Here is a 21,841-nt window from a genome sequence, read left to right on the forward strand (position 1 = left end):
GGGCCGCAGCCGGCAGCATCATTCGGCATGACTTGCGAAAGAAACCATCCGCAATTGGCCGCACCATCGCTGCATGTTCGGGACCGAATTTGAGGCGACGTGCCACAACAGGATCCCGAAGATCGTTCGCGATGATGTGAATATGTCATTGTGCCCCTGGGTCAAGCATTCGTTAAGATTTGCAGATTAGACGAAGGCATCGTCCTTCCGGCTGTCGATTCGAGCACGACCATGTTCAAGCGTCGTTCCGCAAACGATGAGCTTATCGCGATCTTGGGGCGCTACGCCGGGGTCGGGCTGTGGGATGCGGTACTGCACGAGGGCGATCCGATGCACCCGAAATCGCGCTGGACCTGGTCCGAGCAGTTCCGGCGCCTGCTCGGCTACGCGTCGCGGGAGGAATTCCCGGACATGGTGACGTCCTGGTCCGAGCGCCTGCATCTGGAGGATGCCGCGCGCACCTTCGCGGTGTTCAAGGCCGCCCTGGCGAATGTCCGGGACAAGGGCAACTACGACGTGACCTATCGCCTGAGGATGCGCGACGGCTCCTATCGCTGGTTCCGCGCCACGGGCGGCGTCGCGCACGGGCTGGACGGGACGCCGCTGCGCGCCTGCGGGTCGCTCGTGGACATCCACGCAGGCGTCGTGGCGGAGGGCGAGCGGGGCCGCCGGGTCGAGGCGCTGCTCGGGGAGTTCGACCGCGACGCCGTCGCCATGCTGGAGGCCTTCGCGCGCTCCGCCTCGGGGATGGAGGAGACCGCGCACGCGATGACCTCCATCGCCGACCGCGTCCGCACCGGGTCGGGCCACGTCGCGACCGCCTCCGGCGAGACCTCGGCCGGCGTCGAGAGGGTCGCCGAGGCGACCGAGGAGATCGCCGCGACGATCCGCCAACTCTCCGAGCGGGCGGCGCACGCCTCGGATCTCTCGACCTCTGTGGCCGAGAAGGCGGCCCGGACGGACGGCATGGTCCAGGACCTGTCCCGCGCCGCCGACCGGATCGGGGCCGTGGTCGGCATGATCGCGGCGCTCGCCCACCAGACCAACCTGCTGGCGCTCAACGCCGCGATCGAGGCGGCCCGCGCCGGGAGCGCGGGGCGCGGCTTCGCGGTCGTCGCGGCCGAGGTCAAGGAACTCGCCGGCGAGACCGCCAAGGCCACCGACCAGATCGCCGCCCAGATCGCGGAAATTCGCGAGGCGACGGGCACGACCGTCCGGGCGATCGGCGAGATCGGGCGGTCCATCACCGAACTGCGCGACACCAATCTCGACATGGTGCGGGCCATGCGTCAGCAGGGTGCCGTCACCTCCGACGTCGCGCAGACCCTCGCCCGGACCGCCTCGGGCTCCCGGCTGGTCTCGGAGAACATCGTCGCGGTGCGGGAGGTCGCCGAGGAGGCCGGCCGCACGGCGGACGCGGTCCTCGGCTCGGCCCGCGGGCTGGCGCGGTACTCGGGCGAACTCGGCGACCGGCTCCGCGGCTTCCTGACGGCGGTCCGTGCGGCCTGACCCTGCGTCAGAGCTCTCCCGGTCCGGCGGCGCGGCCGGACCGGGCGGCCATCCGGGCGACCCGCGCCTGCCACAGGCAGAGGAGCGGGGTGACGAGGAGCTCCATCCCGAGGGCCGCCAGCATCACGAGCGAGGGCACCCCGGTCAGCCACAGGCCGAGGAGGCGCCCCAGCCCCCCGAGCACCACCACCAGGGTCAGGAACCGGAACAGCCGCGTCCTCTGCTCGATCTCCGGAACGGTCGACCAGAACAGCAGCCCGATGCCGAGGAGGAGGCCCGAGAGGTAGCGGAAATGGCTGTCGACCGACACGGCGACGCGCTCGCCGCCGATGCCGCCGGCGCCGAACACCACGCCGTAGAGGCCCCCCGCCACCGGGACCAGGGCGGCCAGCGCCACCACCCGCTGGAGCAGGCGCCGTTCCTTGTCCATGGCCTTGCCCCTCCCGCGCGTGCGACACACGCCCGTGTATCAGGGTCGCACGGTCCCGGGCGATCCCCTCCCGGTGAGCTCCCGCAGGAGAGTCAGCTGATGCGCACACCCGAGATGTCCGCACCCGAGATGCCCGCCCTGGCCATCCGCGTCGCCGTCCCGGACGATCTCGAAGCGATCGTCCGCCTGCACGAGGCCGACGCGGTCGGCGGGCACGGGGATGCCTGGACGCCGGAGAACCGGCCCGCCTACGCGGCCGCCCTCGCGGCGATCGCGGCGAGTCCCGATTGCGACCTCTACGTGGTGCTGGAGGGCGGGGAGGTGGTCGGGAGCTTCCAGCTCTCCTTCCGGCAGGGGATCACGAGCCGCGGCGCCCGCCAGGCCGTGCTCGAGAGCGTCCAGGTCCGCGCCGACCGGCGCTCGCGGGGCGTCGGCGCCCGGATGGTGGAGGAGGCCGAGCGGCTCGCCCGCGCCGGCGGGGCGACCTCGCTGCAGCTCACCTCCAACAAGCGCCGGGTCGACGCGCACCGCTTCTACGAGCGCCTCGGCTACGCCCGCAGCCACGAGGGCTTCCGCAAGCCGCTCTGATCCGGGATCCGGTTGATCACAGCGGATCCCGGATCACCAGCCCGCGCGGCGCGTGAACGAAGCCCGCATCCGCCATCCCGAGGGGATCTGGCGGATTGGGTCTGAGCCGGCCTTCAGGCCTTCTGCTCCTTGAGGCGCTTCACGCATTTGCTGAAGTATTTCGGCCAGGTCGGGCCCTGCGCGGCCTTGTCGGCGGTGGACAAAGCCCGCCACTCGGCGCCGCACTTCTTCTGCCGCTCGCGGGCTGCCATGCCCTTCACGGTCGGCTCGGCCCTCTCCTGGGCGCGTGCCGGGAGGGGCGGCGCCAGCACTGCGGCGACGAGGGCTGCGAGGACGAGGCGGGAGCGCATGGAAGACCTCCGGTCGCCCCGCTGACGCTGGGGCAGGTTGCCGGCCCATCACTGCCACAGGCGTTCCCTCCGGCAAGGTGCCGCGCCCCGTCCGGTCCGCGACCGCGCCGAAAAAGTCCTTTGCGTCGCATTTTCGCCGCAGCCTCGCGCGCCCGAGCGACGTTTTCGCTTCACAGGCGCGGGCGCTCTCTGGTTAAGCTCGCCCGGCGAGAGACCCGATCCACGCCCGCGCGAGGGGACCGTCTGCATGTCGGCCGTCACGACTCCGCCGATCGACCTGTACTACTGGACGACGCCGAACGGCTGGAAAGCCTCGATCATGCTGGAGGAGTGCGGGCTGCCGTACCGCATGATCCCGGTGAACATCGGCAAGGGGGCGCAGCGCGCGCCCGAGTTTCTCAGCGTTTCGCCGAACGGCAAGATCCCGGTGATCGTCGATCACGACGGGCCCGGGTCCGCGCCGATCACGATCTACGAGTCGAACGCCATCCTGCAATACCTCGCCCGCAAGACCGGCCAGTTCTACCCGGAAGCCGAGCGGGAGCGTATCGCGGTCGATATCTGGCTGTTCTGGCAGGCGGCGAATTTCGGCCCGGTCCTCGGCCAGACTCACCATTTCCGCATCTACGCGCCGGAGAAGATCCCCTACGCCATCGAGCGCTACACCGCCGAGGCGGCCCGGCTCTACCGGGTCCTCGACGCGCAGCTCGCGGCGCACGCCTTCGTGGCGGGCGATGCCTACACGATCGCCGACATCGCGGTCGTCACCTGGGCGAAGCTCTGGGAACGCCAGGGCCTCGACATCGCGGATTACCCGCATGTCGGCCGCTGGCTCGACGCCGTGAAGGCGCGCCCGGCGGTCCTGCGCGGCTTCAAGCTCCGGGCCGAGCCGGAGAATGCCGCCGCGCCCGCCTGAGGCGCGGCGGCCCCGCGGCCCGGGTCAGGGCGTGACGGTTGGGTCAGGGCGTGACGGTCTTGGGCTTCGCGGCCGGCTTGGCGGGGGCGGCCTGCGCCACCTCGTCCGGGGCCTTGGTCCAGGTCTGCGAGCCGCACAGCACCTTGAGCAGGCAGCCCGAGATCGAGAGTTCCGAGGCGCTCTCGCGGGCGATCGTCACCTCGTAGAACTTGCCCTCCTCGGCGTTGTAGATCTGCCCCTTGTAGCCGGCCTCGTCGGGCTTGAGCCCCTCCATCAGCTGCAGGCCGATCACCGGCCGCTGCCGCTTCTTGGGATCGGGGTTCTTGATGTCGGTGCGCGGCTGGCCCTGGTCGTTGAGCGGGACCTTCAGCCAGACGACCGTGCCGCAGGCTTGGCTGCCGGCCGGGCCGCAGCGCTCGATCTTGATCTTCGCCCGGCCATCCTCCGTCAGCCACGTGCCGGAGGGATCGGTCCCCGCCTGCGCGGCGGTGCCGGCGAGGAGCAGGAACGCGGTGAGGGCGGGGGTCCGGACTGAACGCATGGACGAATCTCCCTTGCTCCGTCTCCGGGCCGCGCGGGCCCGCTCGGCGGATCATCACGTCGGGGCCCGGCGGCGGCCCGCCGGGCGTGGCCCAAAGGCCGCGATGGCCTCTAAAAACGCGGGGTTTCTGGCGTTTTTTCGACCACGTTGCGGCCGAGTCGCAGCAGCGCCGGCCCGGCTCGGCTTGAGGGCGAGTCGGCGCGCCGCTATAAGCCCGGCGCCGCGGGCGGCATCCGGCCGCTCCGCCCAGCCTTCCCTCCGACGGATCCTCCGATGGCCATCGAGCGCACCTTCTCCATCCTGAAGCCGGACGCCACCGCCCGGAATCTCACCGGCGCGATCAACGCGGTGATCGAGGAGGCGGGCCTGCGCATCGTCGCCCAGCGCCGCATCCGCATGTCGGAGGCCCAGGCCAAGACCTTCTACGAGGTCCATGCCGAGCGCCCGTTCTACGGCGAGCTCGTCTCCTTCATGACCTCGGGACCCGTCGTCGTGCAGGTGCTGGAGGGCGACAACGCCGTCGCCAAGTACCGCGAGGTGATGGGCGCCACCAACCCGGCCCAGGCGGCCGAGGGCACGATCCGCAAGCGCTTCGCCGTCTCGGTCGGCGAGAACTCGGTGCACGGCTCGGACAGCGCCGAGAACGCCGCGATCGAGATCGCGCAGTTCTTCACCGAAGCCGACATCGTCGGCTGAGATCCGCCGCGCGGGCCGGTCGGACGCGTCCCCGGGCGCCCGACCGGCCGGCGGTCCCACATCGGGTGCGCGCGGCCGGGGATCCCTCCCGGGCGGGCGCCCGCGGCACGGAGGCGGAGCGGTGACGGCGCAGGCGCGGATCGAGCGGCGGGCCTCCACCTGCCCGCATGATTGTCCCTCGGTCTGCGCCCTCGACGTCGAGGTGATCGACGGGGCCGCGATCGGGCGCGTGCGCGGCGCCGCGCGCCACTCCTACACGGCGGGCGTCGTCTGCGCGAAGGTCGCCCGCTACGCCGAGCGCGTCCATCACCCGGACCGGCTGACCCGGCCGATGATCCGGACCGGGCCCAAAGGGTCGGGGTCGTTCGCCCCGATCTCCTGGGACGAGGCCCTCGACCGCACCGCCGAGGCTTTCCTCGGGGCCGAGGCCGCGCACGGGCCGGAGGCCGTGTGGCCCTACTACTACGCGGGGACGATGGGGCTGGTGATGCGCGACGGCATCAACCGCCTGCGCCACGCCAAGGGCTACTCGGGCCAGCACTCGACCATCTGCACGACGCTCGCCTGGTCCGGCTTCGTGGCGGGCACGGGGCGGCTCGCCGGCTCGGACCCGCGCGAGATGGCCGAGAGCGACTGCATCGTGATCTGGGGCACCAACCCGGTGCACACCCAGGTCAACGTGATGACCCACGTCCAGGCGGCGCGCCGGAACCGCGGCGCGACGCTCGTGGTGGTCGACATCTACGACAACCCGACCATGCGGCAGGCCGACATGGCGCTGCTCGTACGGCCGGGCACGGACGCGGCGCTGGCCTGCGCGGTCATGCACGTGCTGTTCCGCGACGGCCACGCCGACCGCGACTACCTCGCCCGGTACACCGACTGCCCCGCCGCGCTGGAGGCGCATCTGCGCCCGCGCGGCCCGGACTGGGCGGCGGCGATCACCGGCCTCACGGTGGCCGAGATCGAGGCCTTCGCGCGGCTCGTCGGCGCGACGAAGCGCAGCTTCTTCCGGCTCGGCTACGGCTTCTCGCGCAGCCGCAACGGCGCCGTCTCCATGCACGCGGCCCTCAGCATCCCGGCGGTGACGGGGGCGTGGCAGCATCCGGGCGGCGGCGCCTTCCACTCGAACAGCGGCATCTACGGCCTCGACAAGACCCTGATCGAGGGGCTCGACGCCCGCGACCCGCGGGTCCGCGTGCTCGACCAGTCCCAGATCGGCCGGGTCCTGTGCGGCGACGCCGAGGCCCTGCGCGGCGGTCCTCCGGTGACCGCACTCCTCGTGCAGAACACCAACCCGGTCTCGGTCGCGCCCGAGCAGGAGGCGGTGAAGCGGGGCTTCGCCCGCGACGACCTCTTCGTCTGCGTGCACGAGCAGTTCCTGACCGAGACGGCCCGGATGGCCGACATCGTGCTGCCCGCGACCATGTTCCTGGAGCACGACGACCTCTACACCAGCGGCGGCCACCAGCACATCCAGCTCGGCCCCCGGCTGATCGCGCCGCCCGAGGGCTGCCGCTCGAACCACGAGGTGGTGGCGGCGCTGGCCGCGCGGGTCGGCGCCGCGCATCCGGGCTTCGCCCTGAGCCCGCGCGACCTCATCGACGCGACGCTGCGCGCCTCCGGCCGGGGCAGCCTCGCCGAACTCGAGGCGGCGGGCGGCATCCTCGACGCGCAGCCCCCCTTCGCCCGCGCCCATTACCTCGACGGGTTCGGCCATCCGGACGGCCGCTTCCGCTTCCGGCCGGACTGGGGCGCCGTGCCGATCGGCCATGACGGGCCGCGGGGCCCGGCGGCGGACCTGCCGGCCCTGCCCGACCACTGGGAGGCGCCGCTCAGGACGGCGACGCCGGCCCATCCGTTCCGGCTGGCCACGAGCCCGGCGCGCAACTTCCTGAACTCGACCTTCACGGAGACGCCGACCTCGCGCGCCAAGGAGCGCCATCCGACCGTGATGATCCATCCCGAGGACGCGGCCGCGCACGGGATCGGGGAGGGGACCTGGGTGCGGCTCTCGAACGAGCTCGGCGCGGTGACCCTGCGGGCGACGCTGTGTCCGGGGCTGCGGCGCGGCGTGCTGATCGCGGAATCGATCTGGCCGAACGACGCCTATCCGGACGGGCGCGGCATCAACACGCTCACGGGCGCCGACGCGCCGGCGCCCTTCGGCGGCGCGGCCTTCCACGACAACCACGTGGCGATCGCCCCCGTGGCGGGGTGAGGGCGCCCGCGGCCCGTCCGCGCGGCGGGGTCCGCCGGGAGCGGTCGGTGCGGGGCGGGCGCCCCTTTTCCGGCCGGTGTGGCGCCCGGGTCCTTGCACGGCAGGGATGATTCGGAGTCCAACGGTCAAGCTTTCGTTGACCGGATCACCACCATGCGCCTCCGCATCGCCCTCGCCGCCGGCCTCCTGGCCCTCGGCGCCTCCGCCGCCCTCGCGGGCGGCACCGCCGCTCCCCTCGAAGCCTACCAGCCCGATCCGGCTCTGCGCACGGCGCCCAAGACCGAGCTGGAGAGCCGCGTGCGCAACGCCTGCGCGGTCGTGCAGGCCCGCCTGCAGAACGCGGCCGAGACCGCGCTGGAGCGGCCCTGCGGCTGCTACGCCAGGGCCACGCTGCGCGCCCTCGACCCGGCCGAGCTCGAAGCCTACCGGAGTACGGGCTACTTCAACGAATCCGCCCGGGCCAAGGCGCTGAGCGCCCTCGACAGCTGCAAGCTGCCCCGCCCGATCTGATCCGGGATCCGCTTGATCGCAGCGGATCCCGGATCCCAAGCCTGCGCGGCGCCTGAGCGAAGCCCAAATCCGCCATCCCGAAGGGATCAAGCGGATTTGGTATGACACGCCCGCGCGGCGCCTGAGCGAAGCCGGCATCCGCATGGCCGAAATGGGAGATGCGAAGCCATCAACCGGATGGCGGATGACACCCCGCCTCGACCGGACCGTCGATCCTGAGCCCCTCTCCCGCCCCGCGGGGGAGGGGTTTTCGTTGCGACGGGGGCGATTCCGGCTTGCGCCGCGCTGTGAACGCACATAAAGATATCTTTATGTTTCGCTCGGAGCCGAGAGAACGCCGCCGATGATCCAGCCGCTCGCCTTCTCCGACGCTCTCGGCGTGCTGCGCGCCGCCGCGGAAGAGACGCGGCTGCGCATCATCGCGCTCCTGCGCGAGGGGGAGCTGACGGTCTCGGACCTCACCGACATCCTCGGCCAGTCGCAGCCGCGCATCTCGCGCCACCTCAAGCTGATGGTGGAGGCCGGGCTGGTCGAGCGGCACCGGGAGGGTGCCTGGGCCTTCTTCCGGCTGGTCGAGGGTGTTTCGGCCATGGTCGAGCCGCTGCTCGCCGCCGCGGACAGGACCCGGCCGCCGCTCTCCGAGGACCGCGCCCGCCTCGACGCCGTGCGGGCGCAGCGCGCCGAGGCGGCCCAGAGCTTCTTCGCCCGGCTCGCGCCGCAATGGGACAAGGTGCGCTCCCTCCACGTGCCCGAGGCGACGGTCGAGGCCGCGGTGCTCGACGTGCTCGGCCCGCGGCCGATCGGCAGCCTCCTCGACCTCGGCACCGGGACGGGGCGGATGCTCGCGCTGCTCGCGCCGCGGGCGACCCGCGCGACCGGGCTCGACGCCAACCACGCGATGCTGTCGGTCGCCCGCGCGAACCTGGAGCGGCAGGGCCTGGCGCGGGTCGACCTGCGCCAGGGCGACATCCACGCGCCGCCCTTCAGCCGCGGCAGCTTCGACCTCGTGCTGATCCACCAGGTGCTGCACTACCTGGACGACCCGGCCCGCGCCCTGCGCGAGGCGGCCCGCCTCGTCGCCCCGGGCGGCCGGCTCCTGGTGGTGGATTTCGCCCCCCACGACCTCGAATTCCTGCGCGAGACGCAGGCCCATCGCCGCCTCGGCTTCGCGGCCGAGCAGGTCGCGCACTGGCTCACCGAGGCGTCGCTCGACGACGTCACCCTGCGCGAATTGCCGCCGAGCAGCGAGGCGGGCCACCGCCTCACCGTCACGCTCTGGCTCGCCCACAACCCCGCGGCGGCGATCCCCACCCGCGAGGTCGCCTGATGGTTCCCCCGACCCTCACCCCCACGCGGCCCGTGCGCGGCACGGTGTGCGTCCACCCATTCGCCTGAGAGAACCGAGGTCTCCGATGGTCTCCACCGCCTTCCGTCCGAGCCGCGAGAGCCGCCGCCCCATCCGGGTCTCCTTCGAGTTCTTCCCGCCCAAGACGACCGAGATGGAGGAGACCCTGTGGTCCTCCATCGAGCGCCTCGCGCCGCTGCAGCCCAACTTCGTCTCGGTGACCTACGGGGCCGGCGGCTCGACCCGCGAGCGCACCCACAATACGGTCGCGCGGCTGGTGCGCGAGACCAGCCTGAAGCCCGCCGCCCACCTGACCTGCGTGGCCGCCACGCAGGAGGAGGTGGACGAGGTCGTGCGCTCCTACTGGGACGCGGGCGTGCGCCACATCGTGGCCCTGCGCGGGGATCCGGCCGAGGGCGTCGGCACGGCCTATCGCGCGCATCCGGGCGGCTATGCCCGCTCCTGCGACCTCGTCGCCGGCATCAAGCGCATCGGTGACTTCCAGGTCTCGGTCTCGGCCTATCCGGAGCGCCACCCGGAGGCGCCCTCCCTCGACGCCGACATCGACGCGCTCAAGGCCAAGGTCGACAACGGCGCCGACCGCGCCATCACCCAGTTCTTCTTCGATAACGACCTCTTCTTCCGCTACCTCGACCGGGTGCAGGCGCGCGGGATCGACATTCCGATCATCCCGGGCATCCTGCCGGTGCAGAACTTCAAGCAGGCCGCGAGCTTCGCCAAGCGCACCGGCGCCTCGGTGCCGGAATGGCTGGCCGCGCGCTTCGAGGGCCTCGAGGACGATGTCGGCACCCGCAAGCTGGTGGCGGCGGCGGTGGCGGCCGAGCAGGTGCTTGACCTCGTCGACCGCGGCGTCACGGACTTCCACTTCTACACGATGAACCGCGCCGACCTCGTCTACGCGATCTGCCACCTGCTCGGCCTGCGCGCCCTGCCGAGCGCGCCGGTCGCCGAGAAGGCGGCGGCGTGAGCGGGTCCCGGCCGGGCACTCGGCCGGGGCCGCCCCGCACGACGCGGCCGCGCCGCCCAGGGCGCGGGGCCGGCGCGGCCGGAGCGCCAATCGAGGCGATCGAGGCGCCGCGCGCCGCGCGCACGGCCCCGGTCGCCGCGCCTGACCCCATCCTTCCCAGCGGGCCGGCCTCGCGCCGGTCCAGATTCCGGACCCTTGCCCGATGACCGATCTCCGCCCCGCCGACGGCGCCAACGTCCTCGCCACCCTGCGCAAGCGCGCCGCCGAGAGGATCCTCGTCCTCGACGGCGCCATGGGGACCATGATCCAGCGCCTCAAGCTCGGCGAGGCGGATTTCCGCGGCAAGCGCTTCCTCGACCACGCGCACGATCAGAGGGGCAACAACGACCTTCTGATCCTGACCCAGCCCGAGGCGATCCGGCAGATCCACCTCGACTACTTCCTGGCCGGCGCGGACGTGGTCGAGACCAACACCTTCTCGGGCACCGCGATCGCCCAGGCCGATTACGGCATGGAGGCGATCGTCCGCGAACTCAACCGCGAGGGCGCGCGGCTCGCCCGCGAGGCGGCGGTCGAGGCCGAGCGCCGCGACGGGCGGCGCCGCTTCGTGGCCGGGGCGATCGGTCCGACGAACCGCACGCTCTCGATCTCGCCCGACGTGAACAATCCGGGCTACCGCTCCGTCACGTTCGACCAGGTCCGCGACGCCTACGCCGAGCAGGTGCGCGGGCTGATCGAGGGCGGCTCGGACCTCGTCCTGATCGAGACGATCTTCGACACGCTGAACGCCAAGGCGGCGATCGCGGCGACCTGGCAGGTCTTCGGCGAGATGGGCGTGCGCCTGCCGATCATGATCTCGGGCACGATCACCGACCTGTCGGGCCGCACGCTCTCGGGCCAGACCCCGAGCGCCTTCTGGCACTCGCTGCGCCACGCCGAGCCGCTGACCTTCGGGCTCAACTGCGCGCTCGGCGCCCGCGAGATGCGCGCCCACATCAGCGAACTCTCCCGGGTCTGCGACACGCTGGTCTGCGCCTACCCGAATGCCGGCCTGCCGAACGAGTTCGGCCTCTACGACGAGAGCCCGGAGGCGATGGGCGCCCTCGTCGGCGAGTTCGCGGGAAGCGGCCTCGTCAACATGGTGGGCGGCTGCTGCGGCACGACGCCGGACCACATCCGCGCCATCGCCGAGGCGGTGGCCGGCAAGGCGCCCCGGCGCGTGCCGGAGGTGCCGCGGCTGATGCGGCTCTCGGGCCTCGAACCCTTCACGCTGACGAAGGAGATCCCCTTCGTGAACGTCGGCGAGCGCACGAACGTCACCGGCTCGGCCAAGTTCCGCAAGCTCGTCACCAGCGGCGACTACGCGGCCGCCCTCGACGTCGCCCGCGACCAGGTCGCGGCCGGCGCTCAGGTCATCGACGTCAACATGGACGAGGGCCTGCTCGATTCGCGCGCCGCGATGGTCGAGTTCCTGAACCTGGTCGCGGCCGAGCCCGACATCGCCCGCGTGCCCGTGATGGTCGATTCCTCGAAGTTCGAGGTGATCGAGGCCGGCCTGAAATGCATTCAGGGCAAGCCGATCGTGAACTCGATCTCGCTCAAGGAGGGCAAGGAGAAGTTCCTCACCGAGGCGCGGATCTGCCGCGCCTACGGCGCCGCCGTGGTGGTGATGGCCTTCGACGAGCAGGGCCAGGCCGACACGCTGGAGCGCAAGGTGGCGATCTGCACCCGCGCCTACCGGATCCTGACCGAGGAGGTCGGCTTCCCGCCCGAGGACATCATCTTCGACCCGAACATCTTCGCGGTCGCGACCGGCATCGAGGAGCATGACGGCTACGGCGTCGCCTTCATCGAGGCGGCCCGGCAGATCCGCGAGACCCTGCCCCACGCCCATATCTCGGGCGGGGTCTCGAACCTCTCCTTCGCGTTCCGCGGCAACGAGCCGGTGCGCGAGGCCATGCACGCGGTGTTCCTCTATCACGCCATCCGCGCCGGCATGGACATGGGCATCGTCAATGCGGGCCAGCTCGCGGTCTACGACGAGCTCGACCCGGAGCTGCGCGACCTCTGCGAGGACGTCGTCCTCAACCGCCGCCCCGACGCGACCGAGCGCCTCCTCGAGCAGGCGGCGAAGTTCAAGGGCGGCGGCGCCCAGCTGCGCACGGCCGACCTCGCTTGGCGCGAGGCGCCGGTCGAGAAGCGGCTGGAGCACGCCCTCGTCAACGGCATCACCGAGTACATCGAGGCCGACACCGAGGAGGCGCGCCGCACCGCGACCCGCCCCCTCGACGTGATCGAGGGCCCGCTGATGGCCGGCATGAACGTGGTCGGCGACCTCTTCGGCTCCGGCAAGATGTTCCTGCCCCAGGTGGTGAAGTCGGCCCGCGTCATGAAGCAGGCCGTCGCCTACCTGATGCCCTTCATGGAGGAGGAGAAGCGGGCGAATGGCGGCACCGGGCGCCAGGCCGCCGGCAAGGTGCTGATGGCCACCGTGAAGGGCGACGTCCACGACATCGGCAAGAACATCGTCGGGGTCGTGCTCGCCTGCAACAACTACGAGATCATCGATCTCGGGGTGATGGTGCCGGCGGCCAAGATCCTCGACACGGCCCGCAAGGAGAAGGTCGACATCGTCGGCCTCTCGGGCCTGATCACGCCCTCGCTCGACGAGATGGTCCACGTCGCCTCCGAGATGGAGCGCGAGGGGTTCGAGGTGCCGCTGCTGATCGGCGGGGCCACGACGAGCCGCGTGCACACGGCGGTGAAGATCCACCCGGCCTACGCCAAGGGCCAGGCGGTCTACGTGACCGACGCGAGCCGCGCGGTCGGCGTGGTCTCGAGCCTGCTCTCGCCCGAGACGAAGGCCGCGACGATCGAGGGCGTGCGGGCGGAGTACAAGCGCGTCGCCGAGGCGCATGCCAGGTCCGAGGCCGACAAGCAGCGCCTGCCGCTGGCCAAGGCCCGCGCCAACCCGTTCCGGGCCGAGTTCTCGACCTATCGCCCGGCGAAGCCCAGCTTCACGGGCACCCGCGTCTTCCGCTCCTACGACGTGGCCGAGCTCGTCCCCTACATCGACTGGACGCCCTTCCTGCAGACCTACGAGTTCAAGGGCCGCTTCCCGGCGCTCCTGGACGACCCGGTCCAGGGCCCGGCGGCGCGCGCCCTGTTCGACGACGCGCAGGCGATGCTGGCGCGGATCGTCGAGGAGCGCTGGTTCAACCCGAAGGCGGTGATCGGCTTCTGGCCGGCGAACGCGGTCGGCGACGACATCCGCCTGTTCACGGGCGAGAGCCGCACCGACAGGCTCGCCACCTTCCACGGCCTGCGCCAGCAGCTCTCGAAGCGCGACGGGCGTCCCAATACCTGCCTGTCGGACTTCGTCGCCCCGCTCGACTCCGGCGTTCCGGACTACGTCGGCGGCTTCGTGGTCACGGCGGGTCTGGAGGAGGTGCGCATCGCCGAGCGCTTCGAGCGGCAGAACGACGATTACCGCTCGATCCTGGTCAAGGCTCTCGCCGACCGCATCGCCGAGGCCTTCGCCGAGCGGATGCACGAGCGGGTGCGCAAGGAGTTCTGGGGCTACGCGGCCGACGAGACTTTCGCGCCCGCCGACCTCGTCTTGGAGGAGTACCAGGGCATCCGCCCCGCGCCGGGCTACCCGGCCCAGCCCGACCACACCGAGAAGGCGACGCTGTTCGACCTCCTCCAGGCCGAGCCGCGGATCGGCGTGAAGCTCACCGAATCCTACGCCATGTGGCCGGGCTCCTCGGTCTCGGGCCTCTACCTCGCGCATCCCGGGGCGCATTACTTCGGGGTCGCCAAGGTCGAGCGCGACCAGGTCGAGGATTACGCCGCCCGCAAGGGCATGGACGTGGCTGAGGTGGAGCGCTGGCTCGGGCCGATCCTCAACTACGACCCGCGGCGGCACCTCGCGGCGGCGGAGTAATCCGCCGGGCGGCGGCTCATTCCGCCGCGGGGCGGAATGAGCCGCGGCGTGTCGCGCGGCGGAGCTTGACCGATCGCCTCGCCCCGGCCCAAAGCTGGGGCGGGCGCGGGTGCGGAAGGTTGGCGATGCGGACAGGTCTGTGGGTGGTCGCGAGCCTCGCCGTCCTCGCCTCTTCCGGCTGCGTGGAATTCGGCTACGTCTCGCAGACCTACGCGAGCCTGAGGCCGCAGGTCGTGACGATCGGCTGCAACGACCCCTACGAGGTGTTCGACGAGCGGCAGACGCGCCGGATGCTGATCGTCTCGAACGGCCTGCGCGAGGTCGCCGGTTGCGGCCTCGACGGGGCCGACCCGGCCCTGACGCGCCGCAAGCGCTTCAGGGACGCGGCCGTGACCTACCTGAGCGAGACGGACCGCGAGACCTGCCGGATCACCGCCGAGACGGTGTTCGACGACCTGCGCACCGAGTTCGCCTATGCCTGCGCGGAGCCGGTCGAGAAGCCGGGCACCAAGGTGAGGCGGCTTCCGGGGCGGACCTGAGGAGACACGCGCGGTGGGACGGCGCTGACACCCCGGCGCATGCGCGGGGCGCCTCAGCCCTGGCCGGTCGGCTTCGGATGCGGGAAGGTGCGCTCGGCCGCGTCGCCCGCCGCGGCCAGCAGCGCCCGGGCGAAGCGCCGCGCCTCGCCCCGATCCAGCGCGATCACCGCCGTCACCGGCTCGCCGCCGAGTTCGGACAGGCCGAACTCAACCTGCACGCCCGCTTCCGTCGGCGTCACCCGCAGGGTCCAGTCGCGTTCGCTCATCACGGCGCATTCCAGGACGGGACGCTCCCGCCGCGAATCAGCCTATAGACCATTTTCCGCCGCCCGCGACCTGTCCGACTGCGCAGGGGCGGTTGACCCGCGCCCGCCGCGCGTGGTGGGTGCCCCCCGTCAGGCGGGGCGCCCTCCGTCCCGCGCGCAGGATGAAGCGATGAGCGAGATTCTCTTCCGCACCGGGGAGGCCACCGTGCTGGCCGCCGAGGGCCAGTTCACCGACGCCATGCCGGAGGTGCTGATCGGATCGGTGCGCGGCCCGGTCGGGACCGCCTTCGCGTCGATGATGGGGCAGGTCCAGGGCCACACCCGGATGTTCGTGGTGCGCGACCTCAACCAGCTCGTCCGCCCGGCCACCATGATGACCACCAAGGCGACGATCCAATCCGCCGACTACGTCGAGCTCCTCGGCGGCGTGGTCCAGGCCGCCACCGGCGACGCCATCGTCGATTGCGTGATCGAGGGCATCCTGCCGAAGCAGGGCCTGGACGAGCTGTGCATGATCATCATGATCTGGCTCGATCCGCGCTGCGCCGACGATGCGAATCTCGACCGCAAGGACCTCTACCGGACCAATTACGAGGCGACGAAGCTCGCGATCGCCCGCGCCCTCAAGGGCGAACCGACGATCGAGGAACTGATCGCCAACCGGAAGACCGTGAAGCACTACGCCCTGGAGGACGTGATCGACTACGAGGCGTGACCGCGCGATCACGCAGGGCGGGAACGCTGTGTCCGGCCGAGCGTGGCGGTTGACCCCCCGGCGGCCGCGCCCCAAGGTGCGCGCCGCCTGCAGGGCCGACTCTCCGGCCCATCGCGCCGACCGAGGCATCCGATGCGTCTCCGCCGTGCCGTCCTGGTCCTGTCCACGCTCGTCCTGATCGGATCGGGGCCGGCCTTCGCCCAGGGCGAGGCCGCCCCTGCCCCCGCCGCGCCGAAACCCGAGGCGCCGCGGGGAGCGGCCCGAAAGCCCGCCTCCTCGGCGATCCAGATCTGGGACGCGCGGATCGAGGGCGGCGACCTGCGCATCTCCGGCAATGTCGGCAAGGCGGGCGTGACCGTCTCGCTCGACGACGAGGTCGCGGTCCAGAGCGACCGGCGCGGCCGCTTCGCGATCAAGGTCCCGTACGTTCCGCAGACCTGCGTGGCGACCCTGACGGCGGGCGAGGAGTCGCGCGAGGTCGCGGTGGCGAATTGCGCCCCGCAGGGCCAGCCCGGCCCCGCCGGCCAGCCCGGGCCGACCGGCCCGCAGGGCGTGGCCGGCCTGCCCGGCCCGAAGGGCGACCCAGGCCCGCAGGGACCGGCGGGTCCCAAGGGGGAGCCCGGGCCCAAGGGGGAGCCCGGGCCCAAGGGGGAGCCCGGGCCCAAGGGGGAGCCCGGGCCCAAGGGTGAGCCCGGGCCCAAGGGTGAGCCCGGGCCCAAGGGTGAGCCCGGACCCAAGGGGGAGCCGGGCCCGCGCGGAGAGGCCGGACCTCAGGGCGCGCTGGGGCCCAAGGGCGAAGCTGGATCAAGGGGCGAACCCGGACCAAGGGGCGAACCCGGCCCGAAGGGAGAGGCGGGGCTGGCTGGCGCGCCCGGCCCGAAGGGCGAGGCCGGTCCGCGCGGACCGCAGGGCGAGCGCGGACCCCCGGGCGCGCCCGGCGCGGCGGCCCCCGTCGCCGCGGCGACGGCGCTGCCGATGCGGGTCCTGCGCAGCGAGACCTGCGCCACCGGCTCCTGCGAACTCGCCTGCGAGGGCGGCGAGACGCTGCTCTCGGCCTATTGCGTGCGGGCCGGCGCGCCGACCTTCACGCGGCGGGAGGGCGGGCAGGCCGCGGCCTTCTGCCCGTCCGAGAGCGCCGGCATCGTCGCGGTCTGCGCGAAGCTCTGAGACGACATCCGACGGATTGCTTCGCCTTGCGGATGTCGGCGTCGCTCAGGCGCCGCGCGGGCTTGTGACGCTGTCCGGACGCGATCGTCCGGACAGCCCATGAGCCGGATCAGCGGCGCGCCAGCCAGGCCAGAACGCCCTCGGCGGCGGCCCGGCCGGTGGCGAAGCTCGCCTGCAGCAGGTAGCCGCCGGTCGGCGCCTCCCAGTCGAGCATCTCGCCCGCCAGGAAGGTCCCCGGCCGGCCCGTCAGCATGAAGCGCGCGTCGATCGCCCCGAGGGCGACGCCGCCCGCCGACGAGATCGCCCGGGCCAGGGGCTGGAGCCCGGTCAGGGTCAGCGGCGCGGCCTTGACCAGCCGGGCGAGCGCGTCGGGCGCGGCCGGCAGGTCGCGGCCGGCGGCCTCCCGCAGCAGGCCCGCCGCGACCGGGCTCAGCGACCCCGCCTTGCGCAGGGTCGTGGCGCGCGACTGCCCGGGGCGGGCGGAGGCGAGCCTGCGGGCGAGGAGGTCGGCCTCGAGGTCCGGCCGCAGGTCGACGGTGAGGCGCGCGGCGCCCGTCGCCAGGATCGCCTCGCGCAGCGCGCGCGACAGCGCGTAGACCGCGCCGCCCTCGATCCCCTCCGCGGTGACGACGGCCTCGCCGCGCACCCGCTGCCCGCCCGCGCTCAGCGCGATCCGCTTGAGCGGCGCGCCGGCGAAGCGGGACGCGAAGGGCTCCGACCATTCCACCCGGAACCCCGCATTGGCCGGGCGCAGCGGCGCGACCGGGATGCCGGCCTCCCGCAGCAGCGGCACCCAGCTCCCGTCCGAGCCGAGGCGCGGCCAGCTCCCGCCGCCGAGGGCGAGCAGCGTCGCGTCGGCGGCGAGGATGGCCTCGCCCTCGGGCCCGGCGAGACGCAGCCCGCCATGCGGGGCGAAGCCGATCCAGCGCGTGCGCGTGCGCAGCGCGACGCCCGAAGCCGCGAGCCGCGCGAGCCAGGCCCGCAGCAGCGGCGAGGCCTTGAAGGCGGTCGGGAAGACGCGCCCGCTCGATCCCACGAAGGTCGGCTGGCCGAGTTCCTCGCACCACGCCCGGAGGGCGTCGGGCGGGAAGGCGCGGATCGCCGCCGCGACCGCGCCGCCGGCCGGGTGGTAGCGGGCGAGGAACTCCTCCAGCGGTTCGCTGTGGGTGAGGTTGAGCCCCCCGCGCCCGGCGATCAGGAGCTTGCGGGCGGGCGAGGGCATCCGCTCGATCACCGTCACGGCGCACCCCGCCCGCGCCAGGGTCTCTGCCGCGAACAGGCCCGCCGGCCCCGCCCCGATCACCGCCACGCGCGCATCCGTCATGGCCGGACCAGAGCGCCGCCGCGGCGCCCTCTGTCAACCGCCCGCCCTTGATCCGCCGGCCCGCGCGACTTAAGTGCAAAGCATCGGCTGCGGGCCCCTCTGGCGAGCCGCGCTTCTGAGCGCCTCGTGATGTCGGAGCCGATGCTTTCTCCCGTAAGCATCCATGGTCCCGCGCATGGTCGAACTCCTCTCCGTCGCATGGCTCGGCAAGCCGATCTGGATGTGGCTCCTGTTCCACGCCGTGATCGTGCTGCTCCTCGCCTTCGATCTCGGCCTGCTGCACCGTGACAGCAACCGCGAGATCGGTGTGAAGGAGAGCTTGCTGCTCACCGCCTTCTATCTCAGCCTCGGTTTGCTCTTCGGCGGCTGGATCTGGTGGTATCTTGGGCCACAGGCGGGGCAGGAATACATCGCCGGATTGGTCGTCGAGAAATCGCTCTCGATGGACAACGTTTTCGTCATCGCGGTGATCTTCGGGTTCCTGGGCATCCCGCGGGTCGCGCAGCACCGGGTCCTGCTCTGGGGCATCCTGGCGGCGGTGCTGCTGCGCGGTCTGATGATCGGGCTGGGCGCGGCGCTGGTGCACGAGGCGGAGTGGGTGCTGACCTTCTTCGCGGCGTTCCTGATCTACGCGGGCGCCCGCATGCTGTTCTCGGGGGCCGAGGAGGACGACGAGGGCGAGACGGCGAACCGCTTCGCCGCCTTCATGCGCTGCCGCTTCCGGGTGACGCCGGACCTGCACGGCCACCGCTTCACGGTGCGCCTGCCCGACCCGAAGACCGGCCGGATGGTGCGCTGGTTCACGCCGCTGGCCCTGGCCCTGGTCCTGGTCAACGGCGCCGACGTGATCTTCGCGGTCGACAGCGTCCCGGCGATCTTCGCCATCACCACCGACACCTACGTGGTCTATACCTCGAACATCTTCGCGATCCTGGGCCTGCGCGCGCTCTACTTCGCGCTCGCCGCGATGGTCGACCGCTTCGCCTATCTGAAGACGGCGCTGGCGCTGATCCTGATCTTCATCGGCACGAAGATCGTGGTGGCCGACACCTTCGGCTGGATCGACATCGAGCCCTGGGTGTCGCTGGTCGTGACCGTGTCCCTGCTGGCCGTCGGGATCGCCTACAGCCTGTGGCGCACCCGCGAGGCGCCCCATCCGATCGTCGAGGAGCCGGTCGAGCGGCGGGCGGTGCGGGGGTAGCGCGAGGCCCCGGCGAGGTCCGGCGGCCGCGATTGGTCCGGACGTCCGCTGACCGGCTGCGCCGACCCGGTCAGGCCGGGGGCGCCGCCACGGGATCCCGGATCACACGCCTGCGCGGCGCCTGAGCGAAGCCCACATCCGCCATCCCGAAGGGATCAAGCGGATCACCAGCCCGCGCGGCGCCTGAGCGAAGCCCAAATCCGCCATCCCGAAGGGATCAAGCGGATTTGGTATGATGCGGTTCCCGCCCGATCCGGTTCTCGATCGACGGGGTCCGCCTTGCCGGACGGCGATGCCGACCCGACCAAGCGAGGCCCCTCCGGTGCCGGGACCCGCTCGCGCGACGCGGATCCCGTCTCGGCTGCCCTGGCCGCCTACTCGGCGGCCTCGCGGAAGGCCTCGACCTTCCCGCCGAGGATCGCCTGCGCCACCGCCGCACCGCCCGCGCGGTGCGGGATGCCGGCCGCCGCGAGGCCCATCTCGACGCCCGCGAGGGCGCCCGCGATCGTCAGGTCGTTGAAGTCGCCGATGTGGCCGATCCGGAATACCCGGTCCGCGAGCGGGCCGAGGCCGCTGCCGAGCGCCATGTTGAACCGCTCCAGCACCAGCGCCCGGAACGCGTCCGCCGAGTGGCCCTCCGGCATCCGCACCGTGGTCACGGTCGGCGAGGCCTGGGCCGGCACGGCGCACTGGGTCTCGAAACCCCAGTGCCGCACGGCGGCGCGGGTCGCCGCGGCGGCCCGGGCGTGCCGCGCGAAGACCGCGTCGAGGCCCTCGGCGTGCAGCGTCTCGATTGCGACCTTGAGCCCGTACAGGAGGTTGATCGCGGGGGTCTGCGGGAAGTAGCCGGTGCGGTTGGCCGCCAGCATGTCCTCCCAATCCCAGTAGGCGCGCGGCAGCGTCGCCTGCCGCGAGGCGGCGAGCGCCTTGTCCGAGACCGCGTTGAAGGCGAGGCCCGGCGGCAGCATCAGCCCCTTCTGCGAGCCGCCCACCGTGACGTCGACGCCCCAGGCGTCGTGGCGGTAATCGGTCGAGCCGAGCGACGAGATCGTGTCGACCATCAGCAGGGCCGGGTGGCCGGTGCGGTCGAGGGCGGCGCGCACGCCCTGCACGTCCGAGAGCGTGCCCGTGGCGGTCTCGTTGTGCACGATGCAGACCGCCTTGATCCCGTGCTGCCGATCCCCGGCGAGGTGCGCCTCGATCGCCGCGACGTCGACGCCCGAGCGCCAGTCGCCCCGGATGAATTCGGGCTTGAGGGAGAGCTTGCGGGCCATCCGCTCCCACAGCGCGGCGAAGTGGCCGGTCTCGTACATGAGCACGCGGTCGCCGGCCTGGAGCGTGTTGACCAGGGCCGATTCCCAGCCGCCGGTGCCCGAGGCGGCGTAGATCAGGACCGGGTTCTCGGTCTTGAAGATCGTCTTGATGCCCGCCAGCACCTCGCGCCCGAGCTGCCCGAACTCGGCGCTCCGGTGGTCGATGACGGGCCTGGCGGTCGCGGCCAGGATCGGCAGCGGCACGTTGGTCGGCCCCGGGATCTGAAGGAAGTGGCGGCCGGGCTGGTGGGACATGGGCGTTCCTCGGTGCGCGATCCCGCGCCTCGCGGGACGGGTCCGGCGGCCTCTGTGCGCGAATTGCGGCCGGAGGGGAGGGAGGGCTGACGGTGCCACGAGGACGACCGGCGGCCCCCACGGGCATGCGTCACCGCGCCCCGATCATCGCCGCGCGTTCTGACAAAGGATTAGGCAGCAAACAAGTGCAGTCTGAGCAATGGCCGCGCAGCGTGGCGGCCCGCGCTGAAATGGCGCGGGGAAGGGGCCGCTTGCCCCGGCAGGGCGCCGTCAGCCGGGCCGGGCCGCGAGCAGGTCCCGCAGCGTCGTGATCGTGGAGGAATCCGCCACCCCGTCGACCCGCTCGGGCCGGAAGTGGCGCTGGAAGGCCTCCACCACCGCCCGCATGCCGGAGTCGAAGCGCCCGGTCACCGGCTGGTCGTAGCCGTAGAGGGCGAACATCGCCTGCAGCGCCTCGATGGGCTGACCGGCATCGCCCTCGGCGAAGAAGCGCCCGTCGCGGATCGGCACCGGCGGGACGAAGTGGCCGATCCCCTCCCGGTGCAGGCGCGCCCACGGGAAGGTCTCGCCGGGATCCTGCTTGCGGGCCGGCGCCACGTCCGAGTGGCCGAGGACGCGGTCGGCGCGGATCGGCCAGCGGGCGAGGATGTCGCGCGAGAGGGCGATGACGGCCGCGACCTGCGCCTCCGGGTAGGGCGGCAGCCCGCCCGCGTGGCCCGGATGGGCGATCTCGACGCCGATCGAGCGGGAATTGACGTCGCGCTCGCCCTCCCAGGCGGCCTCGCCCGCGTGCCACGCCCGGCGCCCCTCGGGCACCATCTGCACCACGCGCCCGTCCTCGAACACGAAGTAGTGGCAGGACACTTCGGACAGGGGATTGGCGAGGCGCAGCAGCGCCTCGCCCGCGTCCGGCATCCCCGTGTAGTGGAGGAGCAGCATGTCGACGGGGCGGCGCCGCTCGCCGTGGCTGGGGGAGGGCACGACCTTCGTGGCGACGGGGCTCTCGGGAGACGGCTTCATC

At 72.4% G+C, this 21,841-nt stretch carries 20 protein-coding genes; 13 read left to right on the top strand and 7 right to left on the bottom strand.

Features of this window, described 5'->3' with window-relative positions; translation table 11 throughout:
• Nucleotides 1–273: 273 nt before the first annotated feature.
• Nucleotides 274–1,509 carry a PAS domain-containing methyl-accepting chemotaxis protein gene (locus M446_RS20830; RefSeq protein WP_150108712.1) on the top strand — a complete coding sequence of 412 codons (1,236 nt, stop codon included), beginning with the start codon at nt 274–276 and terminating at the stop codon, nt 1,507–1,509.
• Between the two features lie 7 nt (nt 1,510–1,516).
• Here the strand turns inward: M446_RS20830 and M446_RS20835 are convergent, their stop codons facing one another.
• Complete coding sequence (locus M446_RS20835) at nt 1,517–1,939, bottom strand: DUF4345 family protein (protein ID WP_012334088.1); 423 nt, start codon at nt 1,937–1,939, stop codon at nt 1,517–1,519.
• Between the two features lie 99 nt (nt 1,940–2,038).
• Here M446_RS20835 and M446_RS20840 point away from each other — a divergent pair, with 99 nt between their 5' ends.
• On the top strand, nt 2,039–2,527 hold the full coding sequence (locus tag M446_RS20840) for a GNAT family N-acetyltransferase (RefSeq protein WP_012334089.1): 489 nt from the start codon (nt 2,039–2,041) through the stop codon (nt 2,525–2,527).
• 113 nt (nt 2,528–2,640) lie between these two features.
• Here M446_RS20840 and M446_RS20845 read toward each other — a convergent pair whose 3' ends face one another.
• Complete coding sequence (locus M446_RS20845) at nt 2,641–2,877, bottom strand: hypothetical protein (protein WP_012334090.1); 237 nt, start codon at nt 2,875–2,877, stop codon at nt 2,641–2,643.
• Between the two features lie 247 nt (nt 2,878–3,124).
• On the opposite strand from M446_RS20845, the gene M446_RS20850 reads away from it, so the two are divergent.
• Nucleotides 3,125–3,793, top strand: coding sequence for a glutathione S-transferase N-terminal domain-containing protein (locus tag M446_RS20850; RefSeq protein ID WP_012334091.1), 669 nt, complete (start codon nt 3,125–3,127; stop codon nt 3,791–3,793).
• Nucleotides 3,794–3,836: 43 nt separating this feature from the next.
• Here M446_RS20850 and M446_RS20855 read toward each other — a convergent pair whose 3' ends face one another.
• Nucleotides 3,837–4,334, bottom strand: a complete 498-nt coding sequence (locus tag M446_RS20855; protein WP_012334092.1) for a DUF2147 domain-containing protein — start codon at nt 4,332–4,334, stop codon at nt 3,837–3,839.
• Between the two features lie 273 nt (nt 4,335–4,607).
• Between M446_RS20855 and ndk the strand changes: the two genes are divergently transcribed.
• From ndk to M446_RS20890, 7 genes are all read left to right on the top strand, one after another.
• Nucleotides 4,608–5,030: a nucleoside-diphosphate kinase gene (ndk, locus tag M446_RS20860; RefSeq protein ID WP_012334093.1), complete on the top strand. Its 423-nt coding sequence runs from the start codon at nt 4,608–4,610 to the stop codon at nt 5,028–5,030.
• A 121-nt stretch (nt 5,031–5,151) separates the two neighbouring features.
• Nucleotides 5,152–7,251 (top strand): molybdopterin oxidoreductase family protein, encoded by a 2,100-nt coding sequence (locus M446_RS20865; RefSeq protein ID WP_012334094.1) that lies wholly within the window; start codon nt 5,152–5,154, stop codon nt 7,249–7,251.
• A 153-nt stretch (nt 7,252–7,404) separates the two neighbouring features.
• Nucleotides 7,405–7,761, top strand: coding sequence for a hypothetical protein (locus tag M446_RS20870; RefSeq protein ID WP_012334095.1), 357 nt, complete (start codon nt 7,405–7,407; stop codon nt 7,759–7,761).
• Between the two features lie 343 nt (nt 7,762–8,104).
• Entirely contained in the window at nt 8,105–9,088 is a 984-nt protein-coding gene (locus M446_RS20875) for an ArsR/SmtB family transcription factor (RefSeq protein WP_012334096.1), read from the top strand.
• Nucleotides 9,089–9,173: 85 nt separating this feature from the next.
• Entirely contained in the window at nt 9,174–10,094 is a 921-nt protein-coding gene (gene metF / locus M446_RS20880) for a methylenetetrahydrofolate reductase [NAD(P)H] (RefSeq protein WP_012334097.1), read from the top strand.
• Nucleotides 10,095–10,296: 202 nt separating this feature from the next.
• Entirely contained in the window at nt 10,297–14,040 is a 3,744-nt protein-coding gene (gene metH, locus M446_RS20885) for a methionine synthase (protein ID WP_012334098.1), read from the top strand.
• A 125-nt stretch (nt 14,041–14,165) separates the two neighbouring features.
• Nucleotides 14,166–14,579 carry a hypothetical protein gene (locus M446_RS20890; protein WP_198292997.1) on the top strand — a complete coding sequence of 138 codons (414 nt, stop codon included), beginning with the start codon at nt 14,166–14,168 and terminating at the stop codon, nt 14,577–14,579.
• 53 nt (nt 14,580–14,632) lie between these two features.
• On the opposite strand, the gene M446_RS20895 is transcribed toward M446_RS20890, so the two are convergent.
• Nucleotides 14,633–14,845, bottom strand: a complete 213-nt coding sequence (locus tag M446_RS20895) for a hypothetical protein (RefSeq protein ID WP_012334100.1) — start codon at nt 14,843–14,845, stop codon at nt 14,633–14,635.
• Nucleotides 14,846–15,014: 169 nt separating this feature from the next.
• On the opposite strand from M446_RS20895, the gene fae reads away from it, so the two are divergent.
• Nucleotides 15,015–15,560 carry a formaldehyde-activating enzyme gene (gene fae, locus M446_RS20900; RefSeq protein ID WP_012334101.1) on the top strand — a complete coding sequence of 182 codons (546 nt, stop codon included), beginning with the start codon at nt 15,015–15,017 and terminating at the stop codon, nt 15,558–15,560.
• 132 nt (nt 15,561–15,692) lie between these two features.
• A complete protein-coding gene (locus tag M446_RS20905) occupies nt 15,693–16,727 on the top strand; it encodes a collagen-like protein (RefSeq protein WP_012334102.1) in 1,035 nt (344 codons plus the stop codon).
• A gap of 109 nt (nt 16,728–16,836) precedes the next feature.
• Here M446_RS20905 and M446_RS20910 read toward each other — a convergent pair whose 3' ends face one another.
• A complete protein-coding gene (locus M446_RS20910; protein WP_012334103.1) occupies nt 16,837–18,051 on the bottom strand; it encodes an NAD(P)/FAD-dependent oxidoreductase in 1,215 nt (404 codons plus the stop codon).
• A 175-nt stretch (nt 18,052–18,226) separates the two neighbouring features.
• Here M446_RS20910 and M446_RS20915 point away from each other — a divergent pair, with 175 nt between their 5' ends.
• Nucleotides 18,227–19,252 carry a TerC family protein gene (locus M446_RS20915; protein ID WP_012334104.1) on the top strand — a complete coding sequence of 342 codons (1,026 nt, stop codon included), beginning with the start codon at nt 18,227–18,229 and terminating at the stop codon, nt 19,250–19,252.
• Nucleotides 19,253–19,626: 374 nt separating this feature from the next.
• On the opposite strand, the gene M446_RS20920 is transcribed toward M446_RS20915, so the two are convergent.
• Both M446_RS20920 and M446_RS20925 read right to left on the bottom strand, forming a co-directional pair.
• The gene (locus tag M446_RS20920; protein ID WP_012334105.1) at nt 19,627–20,820 is read right to left on the bottom strand and encodes a pyridoxal-phosphate-dependent aminotransferase family protein; all 1,194 of its coding nucleotides are present in this window, start codon (nt 20,818–20,820) and stop codon (nt 19,627–19,629) included.
• Nucleotides 20,821–21,090: 270 nt separating this feature from the next.
• On the bottom strand, nt 21,091–21,840 hold the full coding sequence (locus M446_RS20925; RefSeq protein ID WP_012334106.1) for an N-acetylmuramoyl-L-alanine amidase: 750 nt from the start codon (nt 21,838–21,840) through the stop codon (nt 21,091–21,093).
• Between the last annotated feature and the right edge of the window lies 1 nt (nt 21,841).

Origin of the sequence: Methylobacterium sp. 4-46, assembly GCF_000019365.1 — a bacterium.
Taxonomy (GTDB): domain Bacteria; phylum Pseudomonadota; class Alphaproteobacteria; order Rhizobiales; family Beijerinckiaceae; genus Methylobacterium.